At 49.4% G+C, this 20,348-nt stretch carries 17 protein-coding genes and 1 riboswitch; of the genes, 2 read left to right on the top strand and 15 right to left on the bottom strand.

What is annotated here, in order from left to right:
• Nucleotides 1-103 precede the first annotated feature (103 nt).
• From guaB to ACE3T3_RS06220, 7 genes are all read right to left on the bottom strand, one after another.
• Entirely contained in the window at nucleotides 104-1,570 is a 1,467-nt protein-coding gene (guaB, locus tag ACE3T3_RS06250) for an IMP dehydrogenase (RefSeq protein ID WP_374665122.1), read from the bottom strand.
• Between the two features lie 226 nt (nucleotides 1,571-1,796).
• Complete coding sequence (locus ACE3T3_RS06245) at nucleotides 1,797-2,162, bottom strand: YkgJ family cysteine cluster protein (RefSeq protein ID WP_374665120.1); 366 nt, start codon at nucleotides 2,160-2,162, stop codon at nucleotides 1,797-1,799.
• Between the two features lie 94 nt (nucleotides 2,163-2,256).
• Nucleotides 2,257-3,054, bottom strand: a complete 798-nt coding sequence (locus tag ACE3T3_RS06240; protein ID WP_374665118.1) for an MBL fold metallo-hydrolase — start codon at nucleotides 3,052-3,054, stop codon at nucleotides 2,257-2,259.
• Nucleotides 3,055-3,237: 183 nt separating this feature from the next.
• Nucleotides 3,238-3,813, bottom strand: a complete 576-nt coding sequence (locus tag ACE3T3_RS06235; protein WP_374665314.1) for a TMEM165/GDT1 family protein — start codon at nucleotides 3,811-3,813, stop codon at nucleotides 3,238-3,240.
• Between the two features lie 79 nt (nucleotides 3,814-3,892).
• Nucleotides 3,893-4,037, bottom strand: a riboswitch (yybP-ykoY riboswitch).
• 175 nt (nucleotides 4,038-4,212) lie between these two features.
• A complete protein-coding gene (locus ACE3T3_RS06230; protein ID WP_374665117.1) occupies nucleotides 4,213-6,183 on the bottom strand; it encodes a 2-oxo acid dehydrogenase subunit E2 in 1,971 nt (656 codons plus the stop codon).
• A 2-nt stretch (nucleotides 6,184-6,185) separates the two neighbouring features.
• The gene (gene aceE, locus ACE3T3_RS06225) at nucleotides 6,186-8,888 is read right to left on the bottom strand and encodes a pyruvate dehydrogenase (acetyl-transferring), homodimeric type (protein ID WP_374665115.1); all 2,703 of its coding nucleotides are present in this window, start codon (nucleotides 8,886-8,888) and stop codon (nucleotides 6,186-6,188) included.
• A gap of 321 nt (nucleotides 8,889-9,209) precedes the next feature.
• Nucleotides 9,210-9,899, bottom strand: a complete 690-nt coding sequence (locus ACE3T3_RS06220; RefSeq protein WP_374665113.1) for a M23 family metallopeptidase — start codon at nucleotides 9,897-9,899, stop codon at nucleotides 9,210-9,212.
• Nucleotides 9,900-10,007: 108 nt separating this feature from the next.
• Between ACE3T3_RS06220 and ACE3T3_RS06215 the strand changes: the two genes are divergently transcribed.
• The gene (locus ACE3T3_RS06215; protein WP_374665111.1) at nucleotides 10,008-10,448 is read left to right on the top strand and encodes a DciA family protein; all 441 of its coding nucleotides are present in this window, start codon (nucleotides 10,008-10,010) and stop codon (nucleotides 10,446-10,448) included.
• Nucleotides 10,449-10,545: 97 nt separating this feature from the next.
• Here the strand turns inward: ACE3T3_RS06215 and lpxC are convergent, their stop codons facing one another.
• The 8 genes from lpxC to gshB form a co-directional block, all read right to left on the bottom strand.
• Nucleotides 10,546-11,448: a UDP-3-O-acyl-N-acetylglucosamine deacetylase gene (lpxC, locus tag ACE3T3_RS06210; RefSeq protein WP_374665109.1), complete on the bottom strand. Its 903-nt coding sequence runs from the start codon at nucleotides 11,446-11,448 to the stop codon at nucleotides 10,546-10,548.
• A gap of 125 nt (nucleotides 11,449-11,573) precedes the next feature.
• Nucleotides 11,574-12,770: a cell division protein FtsZ gene (gene ftsZ, locus ACE3T3_RS06205; protein WP_374665107.1), complete on the bottom strand. Its 1,197-nt coding sequence runs from the start codon at nucleotides 12,768-12,770 to the stop codon at nucleotides 11,574-11,576.
• Between the two features lie 157 nt (nucleotides 12,771-12,927).
• Nucleotides 12,928-14,190 (bottom strand): cell division protein FtsA, encoded by a 1,263-nt coding sequence (gene ftsA / locus ACE3T3_RS06200; protein ID WP_374665105.1) that lies wholly within the window; start codon nucleotides 14,188-14,190, stop codon nucleotides 12,928-12,930.
• Between the two features lie 66 nt (nucleotides 14,191-14,256).
• Nucleotides 14,257-15,111 carry a cell division protein FtsQ/DivIB gene (locus ACE3T3_RS06195; RefSeq protein ID WP_374665103.1) on the bottom strand — a complete coding sequence of 285 codons (855 nt, stop codon included), beginning with the start codon at nucleotides 15,109-15,111 and terminating at the stop codon, nucleotides 14,257-14,259.
• 3 nt (nucleotides 15,112-15,114) lie between these two features.
• The gene (locus tag ACE3T3_RS06190) at nucleotides 15,115-16,044 is read right to left on the bottom strand and encodes a D-alanine--D-alanine ligase (protein WP_374665101.1); all 930 of its coding nucleotides are present in this window, start codon (nucleotides 16,042-16,044) and stop codon (nucleotides 15,115-15,117) included.
• Between the two features lie 58 nt (nucleotides 16,045-16,102).
• Nucleotides 16,103-17,551: a UDP-N-acetylmuramate--L-alanine ligase gene (murC, locus tag ACE3T3_RS06185; RefSeq protein ID WP_374665100.1), complete on the bottom strand. Its 1,449-nt coding sequence runs from the start codon at nucleotides 17,549-17,551 to the stop codon at nucleotides 16,103-16,105.
• Between the two features lie 12 nt (nucleotides 17,552-17,563).
• A complete protein-coding gene (gene murG / locus ACE3T3_RS06180) occupies nucleotides 17,564-18,661 on the bottom strand; it encodes an undecaprenyldiphospho-muramoylpentapeptide beta-N-acetylglucosaminyltransferase (protein WP_374665098.1) in 1,098 nt (365 codons plus the stop codon).
• A gap of 319 nt (nucleotides 18,662-18,980) precedes the next feature.
• Nucleotides 18,981-19,925, bottom strand: a complete 945-nt coding sequence (gshB, locus tag ACE3T3_RS06175; protein WP_374665096.1) for a glutathione synthase — start codon at nucleotides 19,923-19,925, stop codon at nucleotides 18,981-18,983.
• Nucleotides 19,926-20,037: 112 nt separating this feature from the next.
• Between gshB and ACE3T3_RS06170 the strand changes: the two genes are divergently transcribed.
• Nucleotides 20,038-20,241 carry a DUF3565 domain-containing protein gene (locus tag ACE3T3_RS06170; protein WP_374665094.1) on the top strand — a complete coding sequence of 68 codons (204 nt, stop codon included), beginning with the start codon at nucleotides 20,038-20,040 and terminating at the stop codon, nucleotides 20,239-20,241.
• Nucleotides 20,242-20,348 lie beyond the last annotated feature (107 nt).

The raw sequence follows: 20,348 nt of genomic DNA, 5'->3' as shown, positions 1-20,348 counted from the left end.
ACGCGGTGATTGTATCCACCATTTTAAATTGGATTTACTTTACACCAAAAACAAAAAAGCCGTCACAGAAATGACGGCTTTTCAGTATCTTGATTACTAAAAATCAACCAACGCGGTAGTTTGGCGCTTCTTTGGTAATAGTCACATCATGCACATGCGATTCTGACATGCCGGCAGAGGTGATTTTCACAAATTTAGCGTTTTGACGCAGATCTTCAACAGTTGCAGAACCAGTATAGCCCATAGAAGAACGCAAGCCGCCCATCATTTGATGCACAATGTTGCCCATCGGGCCTTTGTACGGCACGCGGCCTTCAATGCCTTCTGGCACGAGTTTTTCCGCGCCCGCTTTAGAGTCTTGGAAATAACGGTCTGCAGAACCGGTTGCACCCGCCATTGCGCCCAAAGAGCCCATGCCGCGGTAAGCTTTGTAGTAACGGCCTTGGAAGAATTCAACTTCACCCGGCGCTTCTTCAGTACCCGCCATCAGCGAACCGACCATAATGGTGCTCGCGCCTGCGCCGATCGCTTTCGCCATGTCGCCAGAGAAGCGGATGCCGCCATCAGCGATCAATGGAATTTGATCTTTCAATGCATTCGCCACAGAGTCAATTGCAGAGATTTGCGGCATACCGATACCGGCAACAATACGCGTTGTACAGATTGAACCAGGGCCAATACCGACTTTCACCGCATCTGCACCAGCGTCAAGCAGTGCAAGCGCTGCATCACCAGTCGCGATGTTGCCGCCAATCACTTGAACTTGCGGATAGTTGGCTTTCACCCAGCGTACACGTTCGATCACGCCTGCTGAATGGCCATGCGCTGTATCCACAACAATCGCATCTACACCCGCTTCCACCAATGCTTCAACACGGCTTGGGGTTTCTGCGCCAGTACCGACCGCAGCGCCGACACGCAAACGGCCTAAGTCGTCTTTGCAGCTGTTTGGATAAAGTTCAGCTTTACGGAAGTCAGTCACCGTAATCAAGCCTTTCAATTCATTGTTTTCGCCAACCACCAGCACTTTTTCAATGCGGTTTTTTTGCAGCAATGCTTGAATATTTTCTTTGGATTCGTTTTCGCGGACAGTCACTAAACGGTCTTGGCCGGTCATGATGTTGCTGACAGGCTGTTCCAGATTGGTTTCAAAACGCGTATCGCGGCCAGTCACAATACCGACCACTTTGCCGTCTTTCACCACAGGCACGCCGCTGATATTGTTTGCTTGTGTCAAAGCAATCAGCTCGCGGACAGTTGTTTCAGGTGTCACGGTGATAGGATCTTTCACCATGCCTGCTTCGAATTTTTTCACACGGCGAACTTCAGCAGCTTGCGCTGAAATATCCATGTTTTTGTGCAAAATACCAATACCACCGTTTTGCGCCATCGCGATCGCCATACGGGACTCAGTCACCGTATCCATAGCTGCTGATACTAAAGGAATATTCAGATTAATGCCGCGAGTCAGGCGTGTCTTTAGAGAGACATCTTTTGGGAGAACAGTAGAGTAGGCAGGGAGTAATAAGACATCATCGAAGGTTAGCGCTTCTTGAACGATGGTCAACATAACAGTCTCACTGGTAATTTCCGTGCGCCATTATAAACAAAATTTCAGTTTTTATTCATGCCTATTTCAGCCAATGCTGATTTTTTTTGTCAAAAGTTATGCTTTTCAGCATATAAATGCGCGCAACTGCTTATTTTTAGATTAATTTTCATCTTTTAATTTTATTTTAGGCCAGCATGGCAGAACCGCAGCCCCGCCATGCTTCAATATCATCAGGCTGAAAAACTCAGCAGACTTGATCAAAGCCCTCATCATTCACCGGATCCGGCGCATCAATCGGCACAAAAGGAATCATCTTATGCGCCGCGCGCGCCTTATTGCACTGCGCATCGGCGATTTGCACTTCTTTGCAGGATGAACTGCGCGCTTCATATATGCCGCAGCTGACCTGCTGCCCGACTGTCCCTTGCAGCGCAATGCAGCGCGGCGCAGGCTGATTGGTGCCGCTCATGCATGAATAAACTGCACTCACAGGTTCCGTATAATGCTCGGGCATATTCAGCCCTTCCGCCCAATAAAATGAAACCCGAAAGAAAGTGCAGCAGGCGCCGCAGCTTAAACACGCATCCTGTGTGGGAACTTGAGACAGCATTGTTATAAATTCTCATCATCAAAAGTATTTTTTGAAGCTGAATTTTAAAAAAAAACTGCCTTGCCGCTCAATATTTTTTTATCACTTCCCGCGTTTATTCCGGGAAAGTAAAAACAGACTCGTCCATTAAATCTGTACCGCATTCCAGCGTTTCAATCCAATCCAAAAACTGGTTGATCTGCTCTTTGCCCACAAACGGCGTGCCGTGCTGCGGCACAATCATTTCCACGTCCATGGTGCGCACCATATTGACCCAGAGGCGGATCACTTTGTTATTGCACATATAGCGCTGATGGAAACCTTTCATTTTCGGCACATGCGCGGCAAAGTTTTCTAAAGGCTTAGAGGCATCTTCAACCATCGAAGCGCCCATATCGCCCGAAAACAGAATTTTGGCAATCGGGTCATAAAATTGGAAGTTGCCGACCGAATGCAGAAAATGCGCCGGCACCGCAATAATCTGGCTCTGGCCTAAATGAATAATTTGACCATGATCCGGCAGCTCAACCAAGCGGTCCAGCCAATTGCCTTTCATGCGGTCACTCATAAATGCTGAGTTTAAATGCGGCAAGAAACGCGCCCATAATTTCGAAGCCACGACTTTGGCCTCGGTATAGACCAGCCAGCGCGGCATTGAGGTAATAATGTCCGGATCCTGATGCGAAGCCATCACATAATCCAGATTGGTCAGGCGGGTATATTTATTCAATTCCATCGTCAGCGGAACATAGGTTAAATCACCGCCTGGGTCCAGCACTGCAGCGCGTTCATTGTCCAAAATCAAAAACTGATTGGCCTGTACGCCTTCACCTTTGACCAAGCTGGTAAAACTGATGCATTTGTGTGTGCCGTTATCGAATAATACCTGCGATGTGGTGCGGTCAAATGCCATGCCTATTCCCCGAAAATTCTGTTGTTCTTAAAAGACTTTTATTGCCCTACAACATAGCTGGAATTACACAAACTTACAATAAATTTAAGACCAATATCATTAGAAATATCAAATAATTGAGACCTGCTTTGCATAAAAAAATCCCGATTTTTTAGGTCGGGATTCAAATTTATCAACGGCTGATCAGAAAAAATAATGCTGCACTAATGCCGCAACGCCAATAATCAGGAATACCGCTGCGCCAATTTTATGAATCAAGGCGATCGGCAATTTTTCCGCCAGCTTATTGCCGATAAACACCGCCGGCGCATTCACCAGCATGATGCCCAAAGTCGTGCCGAGCGTCACCCAGCCAATGCTGTCAAAACGCGCCGCCAAGGCGACTGTCGCAATTTGGGTTTTATCGCCGATTTCCGCTAAAAAGAACAGCACAAAGGTCGCGCCAAATACGCCGTACTTTTGCCATTTATTGATGCTTTCAGATTCATCACCCAGCTCATCCGGAATCAGCATCCATGCCGCCATGGCGATAAAGCCCAATGACACAATCCACAGCAGCACAGTGGGGCTGAGCACGGTGGTAATCCATTGGCCCAAGACAGCAGAAACCCCATGGTTGACCACAGTGGCTAAAAAAATCGCAATCAGAATAGGAACAGGCTTGCGGAAACGCGCAGCCAGCAGCAAAGCCAGCAATTGGGTTTTATCGCCCATCTCGGACAAGGCAACAACGGCTAAAGAAATCAGAAAAGCGGACAGCATGATGAATTTCTCTGGCTAGCAAAACAAATACCAATGACTCACCTCTCCTGCTAGCCAAAAATCTGCAGAGCGGTAAATCAAAGGTCTTGCCAACAAAAGAAAGCTTTTAGAAAAAGCTCAAAGGTTCTTTGCTATGATGGCCATGTCCATTTTAGGACAATTATGTTGACCACCACCTATTTACTTTGCGTAAATAGCGGCTACTCCCCAATGAAGTAGGCCCATTTTAAGGGGATGGCCCCAATAAAGCAAATCGATTTATAAATTAAAATAAAACAATCAGATAAATCCTTTCCACCTGTTCTGATCCGTATTTCAGGATTTACTCCAGCCCATCGGCCTAGAACAAAAAACCCTGCCGAAGCAGGGTTTAGATGTTCAATAGTCAGTCCGGCATCAGAGCAGCAGGCTGCGGATATCGGAAAGCAGCTTGGTCAGCTTATGCGTGAAGCGCGCGGCGTCTGCGCCGTTAATCACACGGTGATCATACGACAGCGACAGCGGCAGCATCAGCTTCGGATCAAAGCCTTCACCATTCCACACCGGCTGCATCGTTGCCGGTGAAATGCCTAAGATCGCCACTTGCGGCCAGTTTACCAGCGGTGTAAAGGCTGTGCCGCCAATCGCGCCTAGGCTGGAAATGGTAAAGTTCGCGCCCTGCAGGTCTTTTGGCGACAGTTTCTTATCACGCGCTTTTTGACCCAGTTCACCCAATTCCACTGCAATCTGCTTAATGGATTTTTGATCTGGATTACGCAGCACTGGCACGGTCAAGCCATCAGGGGTCGCAACCGCAATGCCCATATGGATTTCATTGCGCAGCAGCACCGACTTGCCGTCATCCGACAAATGGCCTGCAAATTCACGTTCTTCTTGCAGCAAATGCGCAACCGCTTTAATGATGAAAGCCATAATGGTCAGGCTGATGCCGTCTTTCTTAAAGCCGCCTTTCAGATCATTGCGCCATGCTTCCAGCTCAGTAATATCCGCCAAATCGAACTGAGTGACTTGCGGAATAAAGTTGTTCAGCGACAGCTGCGGAATGGATACCTGCTGCAAGCGCGTCAACACTTTTTCTTCCGTGCCGCCAAATGCAGCAAAGTCCGGCAGTTTCGGCAGGCCAGAAACCGCTGGCGCAGACGCTGCAGCTGGGGCAACTTGCGGCGCCGTCAAGCGCGCTTTCACATAAGCGGCCAAATCTTCTTTCATTACACGCTGATGCGGGCCAGAAGCCGTCACTTCCGCCAGCACAACGCCTAATTCACGCGCCAGTTTACGTACCGCTGGGCCGGCATAGACTTTGGCATTGGCTTCATTCTGCGCTTTGCTCAATTTGTCTGCGCCCTGCACTGGAGCTGCAGCAGGAACAGCTGCTGATGCTGCAGGCGCAGGCTGCGCTTTCACTTCAGCTTTTGGCGCCGGAGCAGAAGCGGCGGCCGGCGCAGCAGCAGGTGTTGAAGATTCACCTTCAATGGTCACCAAAGCCACGCCTTCGCTGACGTTTTGACCCAAAGTAACATGAACCGCTTTAATCACCCCTGCTGCCGTGCTTGGCACTTCAACAGTCGCTTTATCCGATTCCACCACCACAATGCTTTGATCTTTTTCGACCGTATCGCCGACTTTCACTAAAATTTCAGCGACCGCGGCTTTATCCACGCCTAAATCCGGCACCGCAATCTCAATTGCGCCCGTCTGCACGGGTGCAACCTGAGCCGCAGCTGGCGCTTCCACAGGTGTTGAAGCAGCGGCTGGAGCTGATTCTGCTTTTGGCGCTTCCGTGGCAGGTGCGGAACCTGCAGTTTTAACCGTCAGAATAACCACACCTTCTTTCACGCTGTCGCCAGCCTGAACCGTAATCGATTCTACGGTGCCGGCAACCGTGCTCGGCACTTCAACTGAAGCTTTGTCCGATTCCAGCAGAACCAAACTGTCATCCACCGCAACAGTGTCACCCACTTTCACCAAGAGTTCAGCAACTGTGGCTTTTTCCACCCCAATGTCCGGCACTTGCACATCGACCACAGCAGATGCCGCAGCGGGCGCTGCCTGCTGAGCTGGCGCCTGTGCTGCTGCAGGAACTTCAGCCTGAGGTGCGGGAGCCGCTTCAGTTTTTGGCGCTTCGGCAGCAGGTGCTGCGCCTTCAGCTTCCAGCTCAATCAGCACCGTGCCTTCATGCACTTCGTCACCCAGCGCAACAGCGATGCTTTTCACCACACCCGCAGCCGTGCTTGGCACTTCCACTGAGGCTTTGTCGGATTCCAATAGCACCAGGCTGTCATCCACCGCGACGCTATCGCCGACTTTCACCAACAGTTCAGCAACTGTCGCTTTATCTACACCAATATCAGGAGTCGTAATTTGCATGATCAGTTCTCCTCTTTGTAGTCAGCAACAGCGTGCAGTTCTGGGTGCGCCTGCGGCAGCCATGCCACTGGACGGTCTGTATCCAATTCAAAGCTGGAGATCGCATCTTTCACTAAGCGCGCATCCACTTCACCTTCATCCGCGAGTTTTTTCAGCGTTGCCACCACAATGTGCGCGGCATCAACACCGAAATAGCTGCGCAAATTCGCGCGTGTATCTGAACGGCCATAGCCATCTGTACCCAAAGCAACAAATGGGCGGTTGTCCGGAAGATAAGCGCGGATCTGTTCGCTGTAAGCGCGCATATGGTCGGTTGCAGAAACCACAATGCCATTGGTGGCGCGCAGCTGCTGCGATACCCACGATTCTTTTGCCGTTTCCGCCATTGGATGCAAGCGGTTGTACTCTTCACACGCCATGCCGTCACGCGCCAATTCATTGAAGCTGGTCACGCTGAAGACATTTGAGTGAATTTGATATTCATCACGCAGAATTTGCGCCGCTTTGATCACTTCACGCAGAATCACGCCTGAACCCATCAGCTGAACCGTAGCTTTTTCATCTTCCTGCAGCAAATACATGCCGCGCTTGATGCCTTCTTCAGCGCCTTGCGGCATTTCAGGGTGTTCATAGTTTTCGTTCATCACGGTGAGGTAATAGAACACGCGCTCTTGGTTCACATACATGCGCTGCAAGCCGTCATGCACAATCACCGCCAGCTCATAACCGAAACATGGGTCATAAGACACGCAGTTTGGAATGGTATTGGCCAAAATGTGCGAGTGGCCATCCTGATGCTGCAAGCCTTCACCGTTCAATGTGGTCCGGCCTGCTGTCGCGCCCAACAGGAAGCCTTGCGCCTGCGCATCGCCCGCTGCCCATGCAATATCGCCGATACGCTGGAAGCCGAACATGGAGTAGTACATGTACATCGGAATCATTGGCAGATTATTGGTGGAATAACTGGTTGCCAGCGCCGCCCAAGCACTCATCGCGCCGGCTTCGTTGATGCCTTCCTGCAGCATGTGGCCGTCTTTGGCTTCACGGTAATGCATCAGCTGTTCTTGGTCTTCCGGCGTATATTTTTGACCGTGCGCTGCGTAAATGCCGAGCTGACGGAACATGCCTTCCAGGCCAAAAGTACGCGCTTCATCTGGAACAATCGGCACCACGCGGTCTTTAATGGCTTTTTCTTTCAGCAAGGATGAAATCAAACGCACCATCAGCATGGTGGTTGACTGCTCTTTGCCGCCGCTGCCTTTCAATACCGCATCAAATACCGATAACTCTGGAATCGCCAGCTGCTCGCTTTCTTTGCGGCGCGCAGGCAAATAGCCGCCCAGCGCTTCACGGCGCGCTTTCAGGTATTTCAGTTCCGGCGAGTTTTCGCTTGGACGGTAGAACGGCAGTTCTTCCAGCTGATCATCATTAAATGGCAGGTTGAAACGGTCACGCACATATTTCAGCGAGTCAATTTGCATCTTTTTAATCTGATGCGTTTTGTTCACTGCTTCAATTTCTTCAGACAGGCCATAGCCTTTGACAGTTTTCGCCAAGATTACGGTTGGCTGGCCTTTGGCTGTGCATGCTTCTGCATAAGCGGCAAAAACTTTGTACGGGTCGTGGCCGCCGCGGTTCAGATTATCAATATCTTCATCGCTGAGATCTTTGACCAATTCTGCTGCTTCAGGATATTTGCCAAAGAATTTTTCACGGGTATATGCGCCGCCTTTTACTTGATAGCGCTGGAAATCGCCATCTACTGCTTCTTCCATCACGGCCTGCAGCGCGCCCGTCGTATCTTTAGCCAATAATGGGTCCCAATGACGGCCCCAAACCACTTTAATCACACGCCAGCCGGCGCCACGGAACAAAGACTCCAGTTCTTGAATGATTTTGCCGTTGCCGCGTACAGGGCCATCGAGGCGCTGCAAGTTGCAGTTGACCACCCAAATCAGATTGTCGAGCTTTTCACGGCCCGCCAGTGAAATTGCGCCCAAGCTTTCCGGCTCATCCATCTCACCATCGCCCAGATAGGCCCAAACTTTACGGTCTTCTTCTTTAATCAGGCCGCGGTTCATCAAGTATTTTTGAATATGCGCCTGGTAGATCGACATGATCGGGCCAAGGCCCATGGATACGGTTGGGAACTGCCAGTAGTCCGGCATCAAATACGGATGCGGATAGCTTGGCAAGCCGATGCCGCCGACTTCACGGCGGAAATTATTCAAATGCTCTTCGGTTAAACGGCCTTCAAGGAATGAACGCGCGTAAATACCCGGCGCGCAGTGGCCTTGGTAATAAATCATGTCGCCGCCGAAGCTGTCGCTGTTGGCGCGGAAGAAGTGGTTGAAGCCCACATCATATAAGGTTGCTGAAGATGCAAAGCTGGCCAAATGGCCGCCCAAATCATCACCGGTTTTGTTGGCGCGCAGCACCATGGCCAAAGCATTCCAGCGGATCAGCGCGCGGATGCGGCGCTCCATATCCTGATCGCCCGGCATCGCCGGCTGTTCTTCAACTGAAATGGTATTACGGTAAGGAGTATTTAGACGCTGAATAGGAACATGCTTCGCGATTGCGCGCTGATACAGTTTTTCAAGCAGAAAAGCTGCGCGCTCCGTTCCCATATGCTGTAAAACTGAATCGAACGCTTCTTGCCATTCTTGGGTTTCCTGCGCGTCTGTATCGCCGTAGAACGCCATAATTCACCTATCCTGTGTGCCTAATATATGCCTCTATATGTATCATATTTTCTGTCAGCTCAGTTATGGCTGCGGATGAATACGATCTTGGACTAATATTTAGGAAATAAATAGACATTGACCATTCCTTACACAAATCAGCAAAAAATAGCCAATAACGCATAAATAACAACCGATTTCCATTCTATAAAGTGATAGTGTCAAATGTGTAGGCATGAAATGTAAAAAGCCATTGCTCAATTTCTCTGAGGCAATGGCTTTTCGATCAAGCAGTTTTTTTAAGTTTTTATGCAATCGGTTTTTTATATGCGCGCCGAACGCTTATGGCAGCATCGCTAAATAAGTAGAGGGGTTTTTGCGCTGGCCATCTTTGACGACTTCATAGTGCAAGTGAGGGCCTGTACAGCGTCCGGTACAGCCGACATTGGCAATCTGCTCGCCAGCTTCAACACGGTCACCGACGCGCGCAATCAGGCGTGATGCGTGCGCATAACGAGTCAGGTAGCCATTGCCGTGATTGATTTCGACATATTGACCATAACCTGTGCCCCAGCCAGACTTGGTGACAATGCCTGGGCCTGTTGCATAAATCGGTGTGCCGCTCGGCGCTGACATATCTAAGCCAGAGTGGTTTTCAGCACGTCCGCCCATTGTACGTCCGCCATAATTAGAGCTGACGCGTTTTAAATCTGGAAGCGGATGCGTCACCAGCCATGAATATGGGTTGCCGGATGATGCTGAGAAGGATTTGATGCTGCTTGAACCGTATTTTTTTGCGATGGTGTCGTTGTTAAGTTCAACTGACTTTTCACGCAATTTAACATTCATTTTTGTTTCAGCAGGAATATCCATGTCGCTGGATTCGGAATAGGCGCCTTGCGCCAAGGTGCGGGTTAATTGCTCAAGACGGTCCGTTGAACCATCCTGGCTGACTTCAACCAGGTCCGCAAATGCAACTGATGCTGCTGAAGCGGCGAATGAAAATGCCAATAAAATACGGCGAAAATGCATAAAAACCTCATTAAAACTGTTCTTAATCGAATTCTTTGAGTGATCTCTTCCTTGATATCGACTGAAAGAAGCGCATAAGATTAAGACATAAGCATGAAGGAAATATGAATGTCAGAACCCTTGAACGTCTTTCAACAAACAAGAAAACACTTAAAAACAGGAAACTTTTCGTTTCTCTCAACGCAAGTCGCTGCTTGGCAGAGACTGACGAAACTCGTTCAACCTTTATTGCCCCAGCCGGAACAATGGCAAGTCGTTTGTTATCAAAATGGTGTGCTGATGCTTACTGGTGAAAATCAGGCGCTGGTCAGCCAGCTCGCGTATCTTCAAAAGCAATACATTGCTCAGCTTTCACAAATACCGGAATTAAAAGAAATAAACAAGATCCAAGTCCGCTTAAGAGTTCCGTCTCAAACGCCACCGCCCCTTGAAAAAATTTCAGAACCGCTCAGTCCAGAAACACAGGATCTTCTGCGCAATGCTGCTGACTTTGTGAACGACCCTAAGCTTAGCCAAGCTATGCTGCGTTTGGCAAGCAATAAAAAGTAACCGGCTCAGGATTGCGCGCTGACCTTTAAAATTATTTTGTGACGCGATCAGCATTTTACTTTGTTATATTATAACGCAACATTGAAAAGACAATGACTTATGTCACACTGACATAAGAAATTGGGCAGGCATTAATGTCATCAAATGTTACAATTTCGTAGCTGCTTGGATCACTTTTGACATTGCGCAGCAGCTGATTGTTTAATGCATGGCCTGACTTATATGCATCATATTTGGCAATAATTTGATGGCCCAGCAAATATAAATCGCCTACTGCATCTAATATTTTGTGACGAACAAACTCATCAGCGAAGCGCAAGCCCTCTTCATTGACCACGCCGGTATCGTCCAGGCCGACTGCATTATCCAAACTTGCGCCCAAAGCCAGATTATTGGATTTCAGATAGTCCAGATCTTTCATAAAGCCGAATGTACGCGCTTCACTGACTTCATACACAAATGTTTCGGTCGAAAAATCAATCGATGCAGACTGATCTTCTTTTTTGAAGGCAGGGTGGTCAAAATCGATGGTGAAATTCAGCTGAAAACCGTCATGCGGGCTGAAAACCGCTTTTTTATCATCAATCAGCGCTTCAACCGGTTTTAAAATTTTGATGAATTTTTTCGGCGCATCCTGTTCGGCCAAGCCGCCCTGCATCAATAAATAGATGAATGGGCCGGCGCTGCCATCCATAATCGGCACTTCAGACGCGGACACTTCAATAATCAAGTTATCAATGCCTAAGCCGGCGATTGCGCTCATGATGTGCTCAATAGTGCCGACTTTGGCATTTTCCTGCACCAGATTCGAGCACATGAATGCTTCCTGTATCAGCATGGCATCTGCTGGAATATCTACTTGCGGTTCCAGATCGATGCGGCGAAACACAATTCCCCCGTCTGCATGATGCGGCACAAAGTTAATCATGACTTTTTGCCCGCTATGAAGACCAATTCCGCTCGCTTTTACGACGCGCTGCAGGGTACGCTGTTTCAACATGCTTTTCATTCATCGATAGATAAAACCGCTATACGTTAGCATATTTAGCCATTGATAAAAAACAAAAAAGGCAGCCAAACTGCTGCCTTTCTCTATTTCTTAATTAAAAATCAAAGCGCTTTCAATTACTTGCGCTGCTGATTTTTTAAATAATCCTGAATGCTCATCGGCGTAGGACGCGGGCTGGATACAGCTGGCGTAGACTGAATCGGCGCGCCATTGGTTCCATCCGCCTGCTGGCGCTGAATAGCAGGAACATCATCTTCATCGACAGACTGAACAGCTGACTGCTGGCGCATAGACTGCTGCACGCTTGGACGCTTCATCGGTTCAGCTGTATCTGCTGAATTACGGGTTAAACCAGTTGCAATCACAGTCACACTGATTTCATCACGTGCATCTGGATCAAATACTGTACCGTAGAACACTTGACCTTCGTCCAAATCGACGATTTGGTTCACAACATCAGTGATTTCTTCAATTTCACCAAAAGTGACATCGTCACCACCAGTTACGTTAATAAGAATACCTTTGGCATTCATAATGGTCACGTTATCTAGTAATGGACTGCGAATCGCTTGTTCAGCCGCTTGACGCGCACGGTTCTCACCACGACCTGAACCTGCACCCATCATCGCATAACCGCGTGTACTCATTGCGGTTTTCAAATCGGCGAAGTCAAGGTTGATATGACCCGGACGTACCACAAGATCGAAGATACTGCGCACTGCATTTAACAGTACGTCATCTGCCTTTTTATAGGCATCTTTCATTGAAATATCACGGAATACTTTCAGCAAGCGTTGGTTCGGAATAATAATTAAAGAATCAACATGTTGCTCAAGTGCTTCAATCCCTTTTTCCGCAGATTGTTGACGGCGTTTACCTTCAAAGTTAAACGGAGTCGTCACCACACCGACAGTCAGAATTCCCATTTCTTTGGCAATTTCAGCAACAACAGGTGCTGCACCTGTACCTGTACCGCCCCCCATACCAGCAGTGACAAACACCATATCAGTGCCTTCCAAATGCTGGCGGATCAGTTCACGGCTTTCTTCCGCTGCCGCTTGGCCGACTTGCGGATTCGCGCCTGCGCCCAAACCGCGCGTGCCTTGCTCGCCCAGCTGGATTTTAAATTGCGCATTCATGCGGTCCAATGCCTGTTTGTCTGTATTGGCGCAGACAAATTTCACACCCTGAATATCTGATTCAAGCATGTGCTGCACAGCGTTGCCGCCTGCGCCGCCTACACCAAATACAGTGAAACGGGCTTGACCAATGCTATCGCTTTGATCATCTTCTAAAAATTCAAATGAGGCCATGACCTGTAAAATTCCTAATCTTAATCGGCAGTCACATCAGCCCGTATACTGCCTTAATCTTAATAAAATTGTTTTTAGAATGCGGTTCCGGCCTGAGCTTGTCAAGTTCAAGCAGTATGCCGTACAACTTCCCAACAATATTCCCAAAAAATTCCACTTAAAAGATGGATTTCAGCGTTTCATTTAATCCTGACCACGCGCGTTTCACCCGCTGCATCATCGACAGGCCTTCAGGATCATCCTGCTCGACAAAAGTATCCTGCGTATCGCTCTGGCTGTACATCAGCAAACCTGCAGCCGTGGCGTATTGCGAACGGCGCAGCGCAGCCTGATTCTGATCCTCTGCATGCACCTGTACCGGCGGATTGCCTAAATGCGCAGAAACACCCAGCTTTTTGCGCGCGAAACTGACCATGCCTTCAATTTGACCGGCATCACCGGTCAGCACCACACCGTGGTAAAGGCCATGAATGGCGCCGTTGCGCTCCAGCACTTCACGCACCATGCCCAGAATTTCATCGTAGCGGGCAATGATAATTTCCGTCAATTCAATCCGGCTGATGGTCTGCGGACCGTCAATGCCCTGAAACTGAATCATATGGTCCGGCTTCACCACTTTTAAATCGACACAGCCGTACAGCAGCTTGATGCGTTCCGCTTCTTCAGTGGTGGTCTGCAAGACCGCAGCAATATCCCGGGTCACATGCTCGCCGCCGCGCTGCAGCGTATGCGTCATCGCCAAGCGGCCATCCAAATACACCGCCACATTGGTGGTGCCGGCGCCGATATCCAGCAAGCAAACGCCATATTCGCGCTCATCTTTCAGCAGGCTGGCTTCTGCCGTCGCCAGGCTGGAAATCACCATGCGCTCCACACCGATATTCGCGCCTTTCAATGCGCGGTCCAAGTTCTGCATGGTGCTGATCGGCAACATCATCAAATGGTAATGCCCTGTCATGCTGTGCGCAGACATGCGGATCGGGTTCAAAACCCATTCCGGCGCATCATCCAGCTCAAAACCCAGCGGCACAGCGCTCACCAGATAATGATCCGAAGTCAAATGGCTGGCTTTAGCCAGCTCTAATGCACGCACCACTTCATTGGTTGTTATCGTATGGTCCGTATTTTCTACCGGTGTGCGCCCAGAGGCATAAAAACTTTTCAACTCAGCGCTAGGGATGGAAATCCACGCAGAATGCACGCGGCACTCCGCCATGTCTTCCGCTTCCTGCACTGCATTTTTAATTGCTGTAATAACCTTATCGAGACTGACAATTTTGCCTTTATTCATGCCTCGGTTACGAGCGGTCGCCATGCCAATGACCTGGATATTATCCGGCGCATGTACCTTACCAATCAAAACTGAAACTTTATGTGTCCCAATGTCAATCGCAACAACTGAGGGAACAGCTTCATTCATTATTTACTACTACCATTCACATGTGTGTTTAATTATGGCTCAACGCCTCTATCTGTAAAGCCAGCATTATGGCTTTACGGCCGTTCCATCTGCAATGCCTGTGTCATTAATCGTTACAACAAAATGACCATTTGCTATTTTTGGCGGCATTGAGTTTTTCCACTGAATAGCCAAACCATTGCGATAGCGCAAGTCGATTGCTGAAATATTAGACCATACTGGCTTTAAATCTGCAGTTGCCAGATGACTCAAGCGTTGAAGCTTACTCATGGTTTGATCCTGATCGACAATAATGCGCAGGCCAGAATCAAACTGCATAAACCAAGTCATGCGTTCCGTTAAATATAATTCTTTTAATCGAATGCCGACCGGCAGGAATAACTGGTTAATTTCGTTGTATCGGCGCATCATCATTTTTGAATGCGTCACAGGCCCATGCAGCAGCGGCAGGTTTGGATAATTGCGGGGCGCAACTTCCGTAAACACATCACCGCTGTCGCTCAGCAGCCGCCCTGTTCCCCAACGTGCGATTGCATTGCGAGGCATCACGCGCACACGAATAGCATTCGGCCACGCACGCGATACAACAACGCGATCAACCCAAGACATTTCCAAGGCGCGATCGCGTATCATTTTTAAATCTGAGGTGAAGTAATTTTCCGTCACCACCGGCGCCACATGCATCAGCACCTGCTGGCGCTCAGCATCTGAACGTGTGCCGACCACATCGAGCGATGCGATTTGCGCATCGGTCATCACGCGGTACAGGCCAAACATCCCCGCAGCCAGCACCACGGCCGCGACCAAAAGCAACAGCCAGCCGCCCACATTCGCAAGCTTTTCCTTTCGCGTTGGAGGCTTGTCATGAATTGAGGTGACTGCTGCCCGCTTGCGGCGCATCGATGCAGGGAGTTGAGCCATATCTTAGTGAGCCGCATCCGTCAATGTCTGCTCTAAAATAGCGACACATAGCTGATCGAACTCCAGACCGACAGCTTTCGCCGCTTTCGGCACTAAAGAATGGCTGGTCATGCCCGGCACCGTATTGACTTCAAGCAGCCAGAAATTGCCGTGCTCATCCTGCATCGCATCAATGCGGCCCCAGCCGCTGGCGCCTACCGCCTGGAATGCGCGCAGGCACAGCGCTTGCAGGCGCTGCTCTTCATTTTCAGTCAAGCCGCATGGAATGCCGTACTGCACATCATTGCGGTTGTATTTCGCTTCATAATCGTAGAACGCCACATCTTTTGGCGGCTCTAAACGGATCACAGGAAGCGCCTGGCCATTGAGGATCACAATGGTAAATTCACGGCCGGTGATCCATTTTTCCGCCATGACGACTGCATCATGCACCGCCGCTTTGGCAATCGCTTCTGCAAAGTCTTCAATTTTTTCAACTTTGCTCATGCCGATGCTTGAGCCTTCATGCACGGGCTTGATAATGAACGGCAGACCAATGCTGTCTACAATTTCATTTAAATCAGAATCTTTGCTGACAATCCGGTACGGCGCAGTCGGCAATTCAGAACCTTGCCAAACCTGCTTGGTTTTAACTTTGTCCATGCCGATAGCGGAACCCTGAACGCCAGTCCCTGTATAAGGAATATTCAGCCACTCCAGCGCGCCCTGAATCTGGCCGTCTTCGCCGCCGCGGCCATGCAGCACAACAAATGCGCGGTCATACGCCACCAGTTCCGTGACGCTGCGCTCTTGCGGATCAAAAGCCTCAGCGTTCACCCCTGAGCGGACTAATGCTTCAAGTACCGCTTTACCGCTATCTAGAGAAACCTCACGCTCAGCAGACTTACCACCAAGCAACACGGCAACTTTGCCGAACTTTGAAGCATTTGACACGTTTATATCCTTAAACTTTAAACTGGTCGATCAACTCAATACCGCATCACGAAGATGCTTATTTTAAATATAGGCCGTTTTGAGCCAGCTCGATAGAGATAGCTCCCACATTACCTGCGCCCTGCGTTAATAACAAGTCACCTGGCTGCAGCACTTTTTGCATCGCGTTCTGAAGGTTGCCATCTACAGGATCAATCAAAATCGGCTCGACCTCACCGCGCAGGCGGATGCTGCGCGCCAATGCGCGGCTGTCCGCACCCACAATCGGTTTTTCACCCGCAGGATAAACTTCCAGCAGGAGCAATTGATCCACTTGTGACAATACATCAACAAAATCATCAAAACAGTCGCGGGTACGGCTGTAGCGGTGCGGCTGGAACATCATCACCAAACGGCGGTCCGGATGGCTGGCACGCGCCGCTTTAATGGTCGCTTCCACTTCTTTCGGATGGTGGCCATAGTCATCCACCAGTTTCACATCACCCTCTTCAAGCGCAAATTGACCCTGCACTTGGAAGCGGCGGCCGACACCGCTGAAGCTTTCCAAGGCGCGTGAAATCGCGGCATCCGATACGCCTTCATCGGTCGCAATGCCAATCGCGGCCAATGAGTTCAGAATATTGTGCGCGCCCGGCATATTGATGGTGACACGCAATGGCTCACGGTCTTTGCGCAATACAGTAAAGTGCGACTGCATGCCGTCCTGCTCAACATCAACCGCGCGGATGTCATTGTCTTCATTGAAACCGTAAGTCAGCAGCGGACGGCCAATGCGCGGCATAATTTCGCGGATATTGGCGTCATCGCCGCACACCACAGCCAAGCCATAGAATGGAAGCTTTTGCAGGAACTGCACGAAAGTGGATTTCAAGTTGTCAAAGCTGCCGCCATAGGTATCCATATGGTCAGCATCAATATTGGTCACAATCGCCGCCATTGGCTCTAAAAACAGGAAGGACGCATCGGATTCATCCGCTTCCGCCACAATGTAGCGGCTCGCGCCCAAAGCGGCGTTTACACCGGTACGGTTCAGCAGGCCGCCAATGACATAGGTCGGATCCATGTTTTCTTCGGCCAGCATGCAGGTCACCAAGCTGGTGGTGGTGGTTTTGCCATGCGTTCCGGCAACGGCGATGCCGTGGCGGTAGCGCATCAGCTCACCAAGCATTTCTGCGCGGCGCACAACAGGCACGCGGGTTTCGATCGCCGCTTTAATTTCAGGGTTTTCTGGATCAATCGCAGTCGAAACCACCAATACGTTTGCGCCTTGGATATTTTCAGCTGTATGGCCGATATAGACCTTGATGCCGTTTTCTTCCAGCTGAGCGGTCGTTTTAGAGGCTTTGATATCTGAACCGGAGACTTTATAGCCTTGGTTTTTCAAAACTTCCGCAATACCGCACATGCCTGCACCGCCAATCCCCACAAAATGGATGTGTTTGATACGGCGCATTTCTGGCACTTTAATTAACTTTTTCGCTTGCTCAGCAGGAGTTGAAGGAGACATAAAATACTCGGATTACAATTCTTGAATTAAACGAACCACATGCTGTGCCGCATCTGGCTGTGCCTGCTGGCGCGCTTTCACCGCCATTTCCTGTAATAGCTGGCGGTTCATCAGCGGCTGCAGCAACGCTGTTAAGCTTTCTGGCGTCATCTGGGCCTGCGGGCAAATTTTCGCGGCATGGATATCGGCCAGGAATTTGGCATTTGCAGTCTGGTGATCATCCACTGCGCTTGGCAATGGAACAAAAACCGCTGCAAGGCCTGCAGTTGCAATTTCCGTTACGGTTAAAGCGCCTGCACGGCAAATAATTAAATCAGCATCAGAATAGGCTTGCGCCATATCTTCAATAAATGGAGAAACTTCAGCTTTGAGGCTTTCCGGCGCACCCACATAACGCGCTTGCGTTGCTTCTGCATTGTTCTGGCCGCATTGATGAAACACATTCAACGGCACATTCAGCTGTTTCAGCGCTTCCGGCACGCATTCATTTAAAGCGCGCGCGCCCAATGAACCGCCGACAATCAATATGCGCAGCGGCTGGCCCGCTTTTTCACGCTCTTGATAGCGCCAAGACGGATTTAAAATTTCAGTAATTTCCTTGCGCACGGGATTGCCCGTCGCCACCACTTTGGCCTGCGCGGGAAAAGTATGGGGGAAAGCTTCGCAAACGGTTTGGGCAATGCGCGACAGCTGGGTATTGGTAAAACCGGCAATGGCATTTTGCTCGTGAATAATCACCGGAATGCCGAGTGCGCGGGCAGCCAAACCGCCCGGGCCGGCCACATAGCCGCCAAAACCAGCCACGGCATCGACCTTCAGCTGCTTCATATAGCGCATTGCGCTAAGCGTGGCTTTCAAAATCTTAAAAGGCGCCAAAACTTTGCGCACAATGCCATTGCCGCGCACGCCTTGAATATCAATTTGATAAATTGGAATGTTGTGGTTTTTCAGCAGCCGGTTTTCCATGCCTGCAGGCGTTGCCAGCCAAGACACTTCGATGCCTTGCTGCTGCAGCTCTTTTGCGACAGCCAAAGCTGGGAACACATGTCCGCCAGTACCTGCGGCCATCATCATTACATGTTTAGGCTGTTTTCGCTGTGCATCAGTCACGGTTTAATTCTTCAATTTAAATAAGGCTAGAATGAATCTTTATAAGCAGACAATTGTAATCACAAACGCATTGCCGTGAAAGTTTATTTGCTTGATTTCACTGGCTGCGCCATTGTTTTTTTCTGCAGATTTTCAAGTTTAAACTAGTTTTATTATTAATCGAGCTAAATTGTCAAATTTTATACACTTTTAAACCATAAAGCCTCCACAGGCCATACATATCCGGCGCAAGATTCAACTATATCGGCAGGCAGAAATAAAAAAGAGCCCTTTCGGGCTCTTTTGGACTGCGTATGCAGGCGGATGATGCCGGCGAAGGTTAAGCGCCTCGGCCTTTTTCCAAAACATCAAATAAATCATCGGCAATGGACGTGCCATATTGCGCATCAATTTCGCGCACACACGTTGGACTGGTGACGTTGATTTCGGTCACATAGTTGCCGATCACATCGAGGCCGACAAAAACCAAGCCTTTTTCACGCAAGAACGGCCCAACTTTGGCGGCAATCGCTTTGTCATTGTCAGTCAGTGGACGCGCTTCGCCTAAACCGCCCGCGGCCAAGTTGCCGCGCACTTCGCCATTTTGCGGAATACGCGCCAAGCAATACGGTACAGGTTCGCCATTCACCATCAGGATGCGCTTATCGCCATCGACAATTTCAGGGATGTAGCGCTGCGCCATGATCGGCAGCGTGCCATTATTGGTCAAAATTTCAATGGTCGAACCAATATTCACCCCATCTTGATAGAGGCGGAAAATGCCCATACCGCCCATGCCGTCCAGCGGTTTTACAATCACATCGCCGTGTTCTTTTAAAAATTCGCGGATCAGGCTTTGCTGTGAGGTGACGAGGGTTGGCACTTGCAGTTCTGGGAACTGCGTAGCAAACAGTTTTTCGTTGCAGTCGCGCAGGCTTTGCGGTTTGTTGATGATCCACGCGCCTTCGCGTTCTGCCTGTTCTAAAATATAGGTGGTGTAGACAAAGTTCATGTCAAACGGCGGGTCTTTACGCATCAAGACCACGTCATAATCCGCGATGGATTCTTTTTTCTTTTCGCCCAATTCATAGTAATGGTTGTAATCTTCAAAGACTTTTAACGGCGCAATTAAGCCAAATGCCTTGCCGTGGTCGATGTATAAATCCTGCTGCAATGCATAGCCCAATTCATGGCCGCGGCGCGCTGCTGCCCAGAGCATCGCCATTGAGGTATCCTTTTTCAGGTTTACATTTTCGATGGGATCCATCACCACAAGTACACGCATGTCTTCGCTCTTTTAAAACTAATCCGATTAGGAGTATAACGGAGATTATCCTTTTGTTTTTCTGAATTTCAGTAAAGCTTTATCTGTTCTATTGAAGCGGGGTGCGGCGCTTATGCGGCAGGCAATTATCGGTTTCCACCAAGATGAAGAACATCACTGGGTCGCAGATCTCGCCTGCGGCCATGGCCAGCATGTACGGCATAACCCGCCGTGGCAGAACCGTCCGTGGGTCATCACGGAACAAGGACGGAAAGAAAAGCTGGGCGTGATGCTGGAGTGCAAGAAGTGTGATGAAGAGGTGTTATTCACCAATTAAAATGTCTATGCGATAAACCATTTAAAATGTCCTGTTTTTAACCACAAGAGTCAAGCACAGGATTTAAGTTTCTTTGTTCAACAACAGCTTTCTGAGCTTTACGACTT

Origin of the sequence: Acinetobacter sp. (assembly GCF_041919735.1) — a bacterium.
Taxonomy (GTDB): Bacteria; Pseudomonadota; Gammaproteobacteria; order Pseudomonadales; family Moraxellaceae; genus Acinetobacter.
This window is presented reverse-complemented; position numbering and strand designations above follow the sequence as displayed.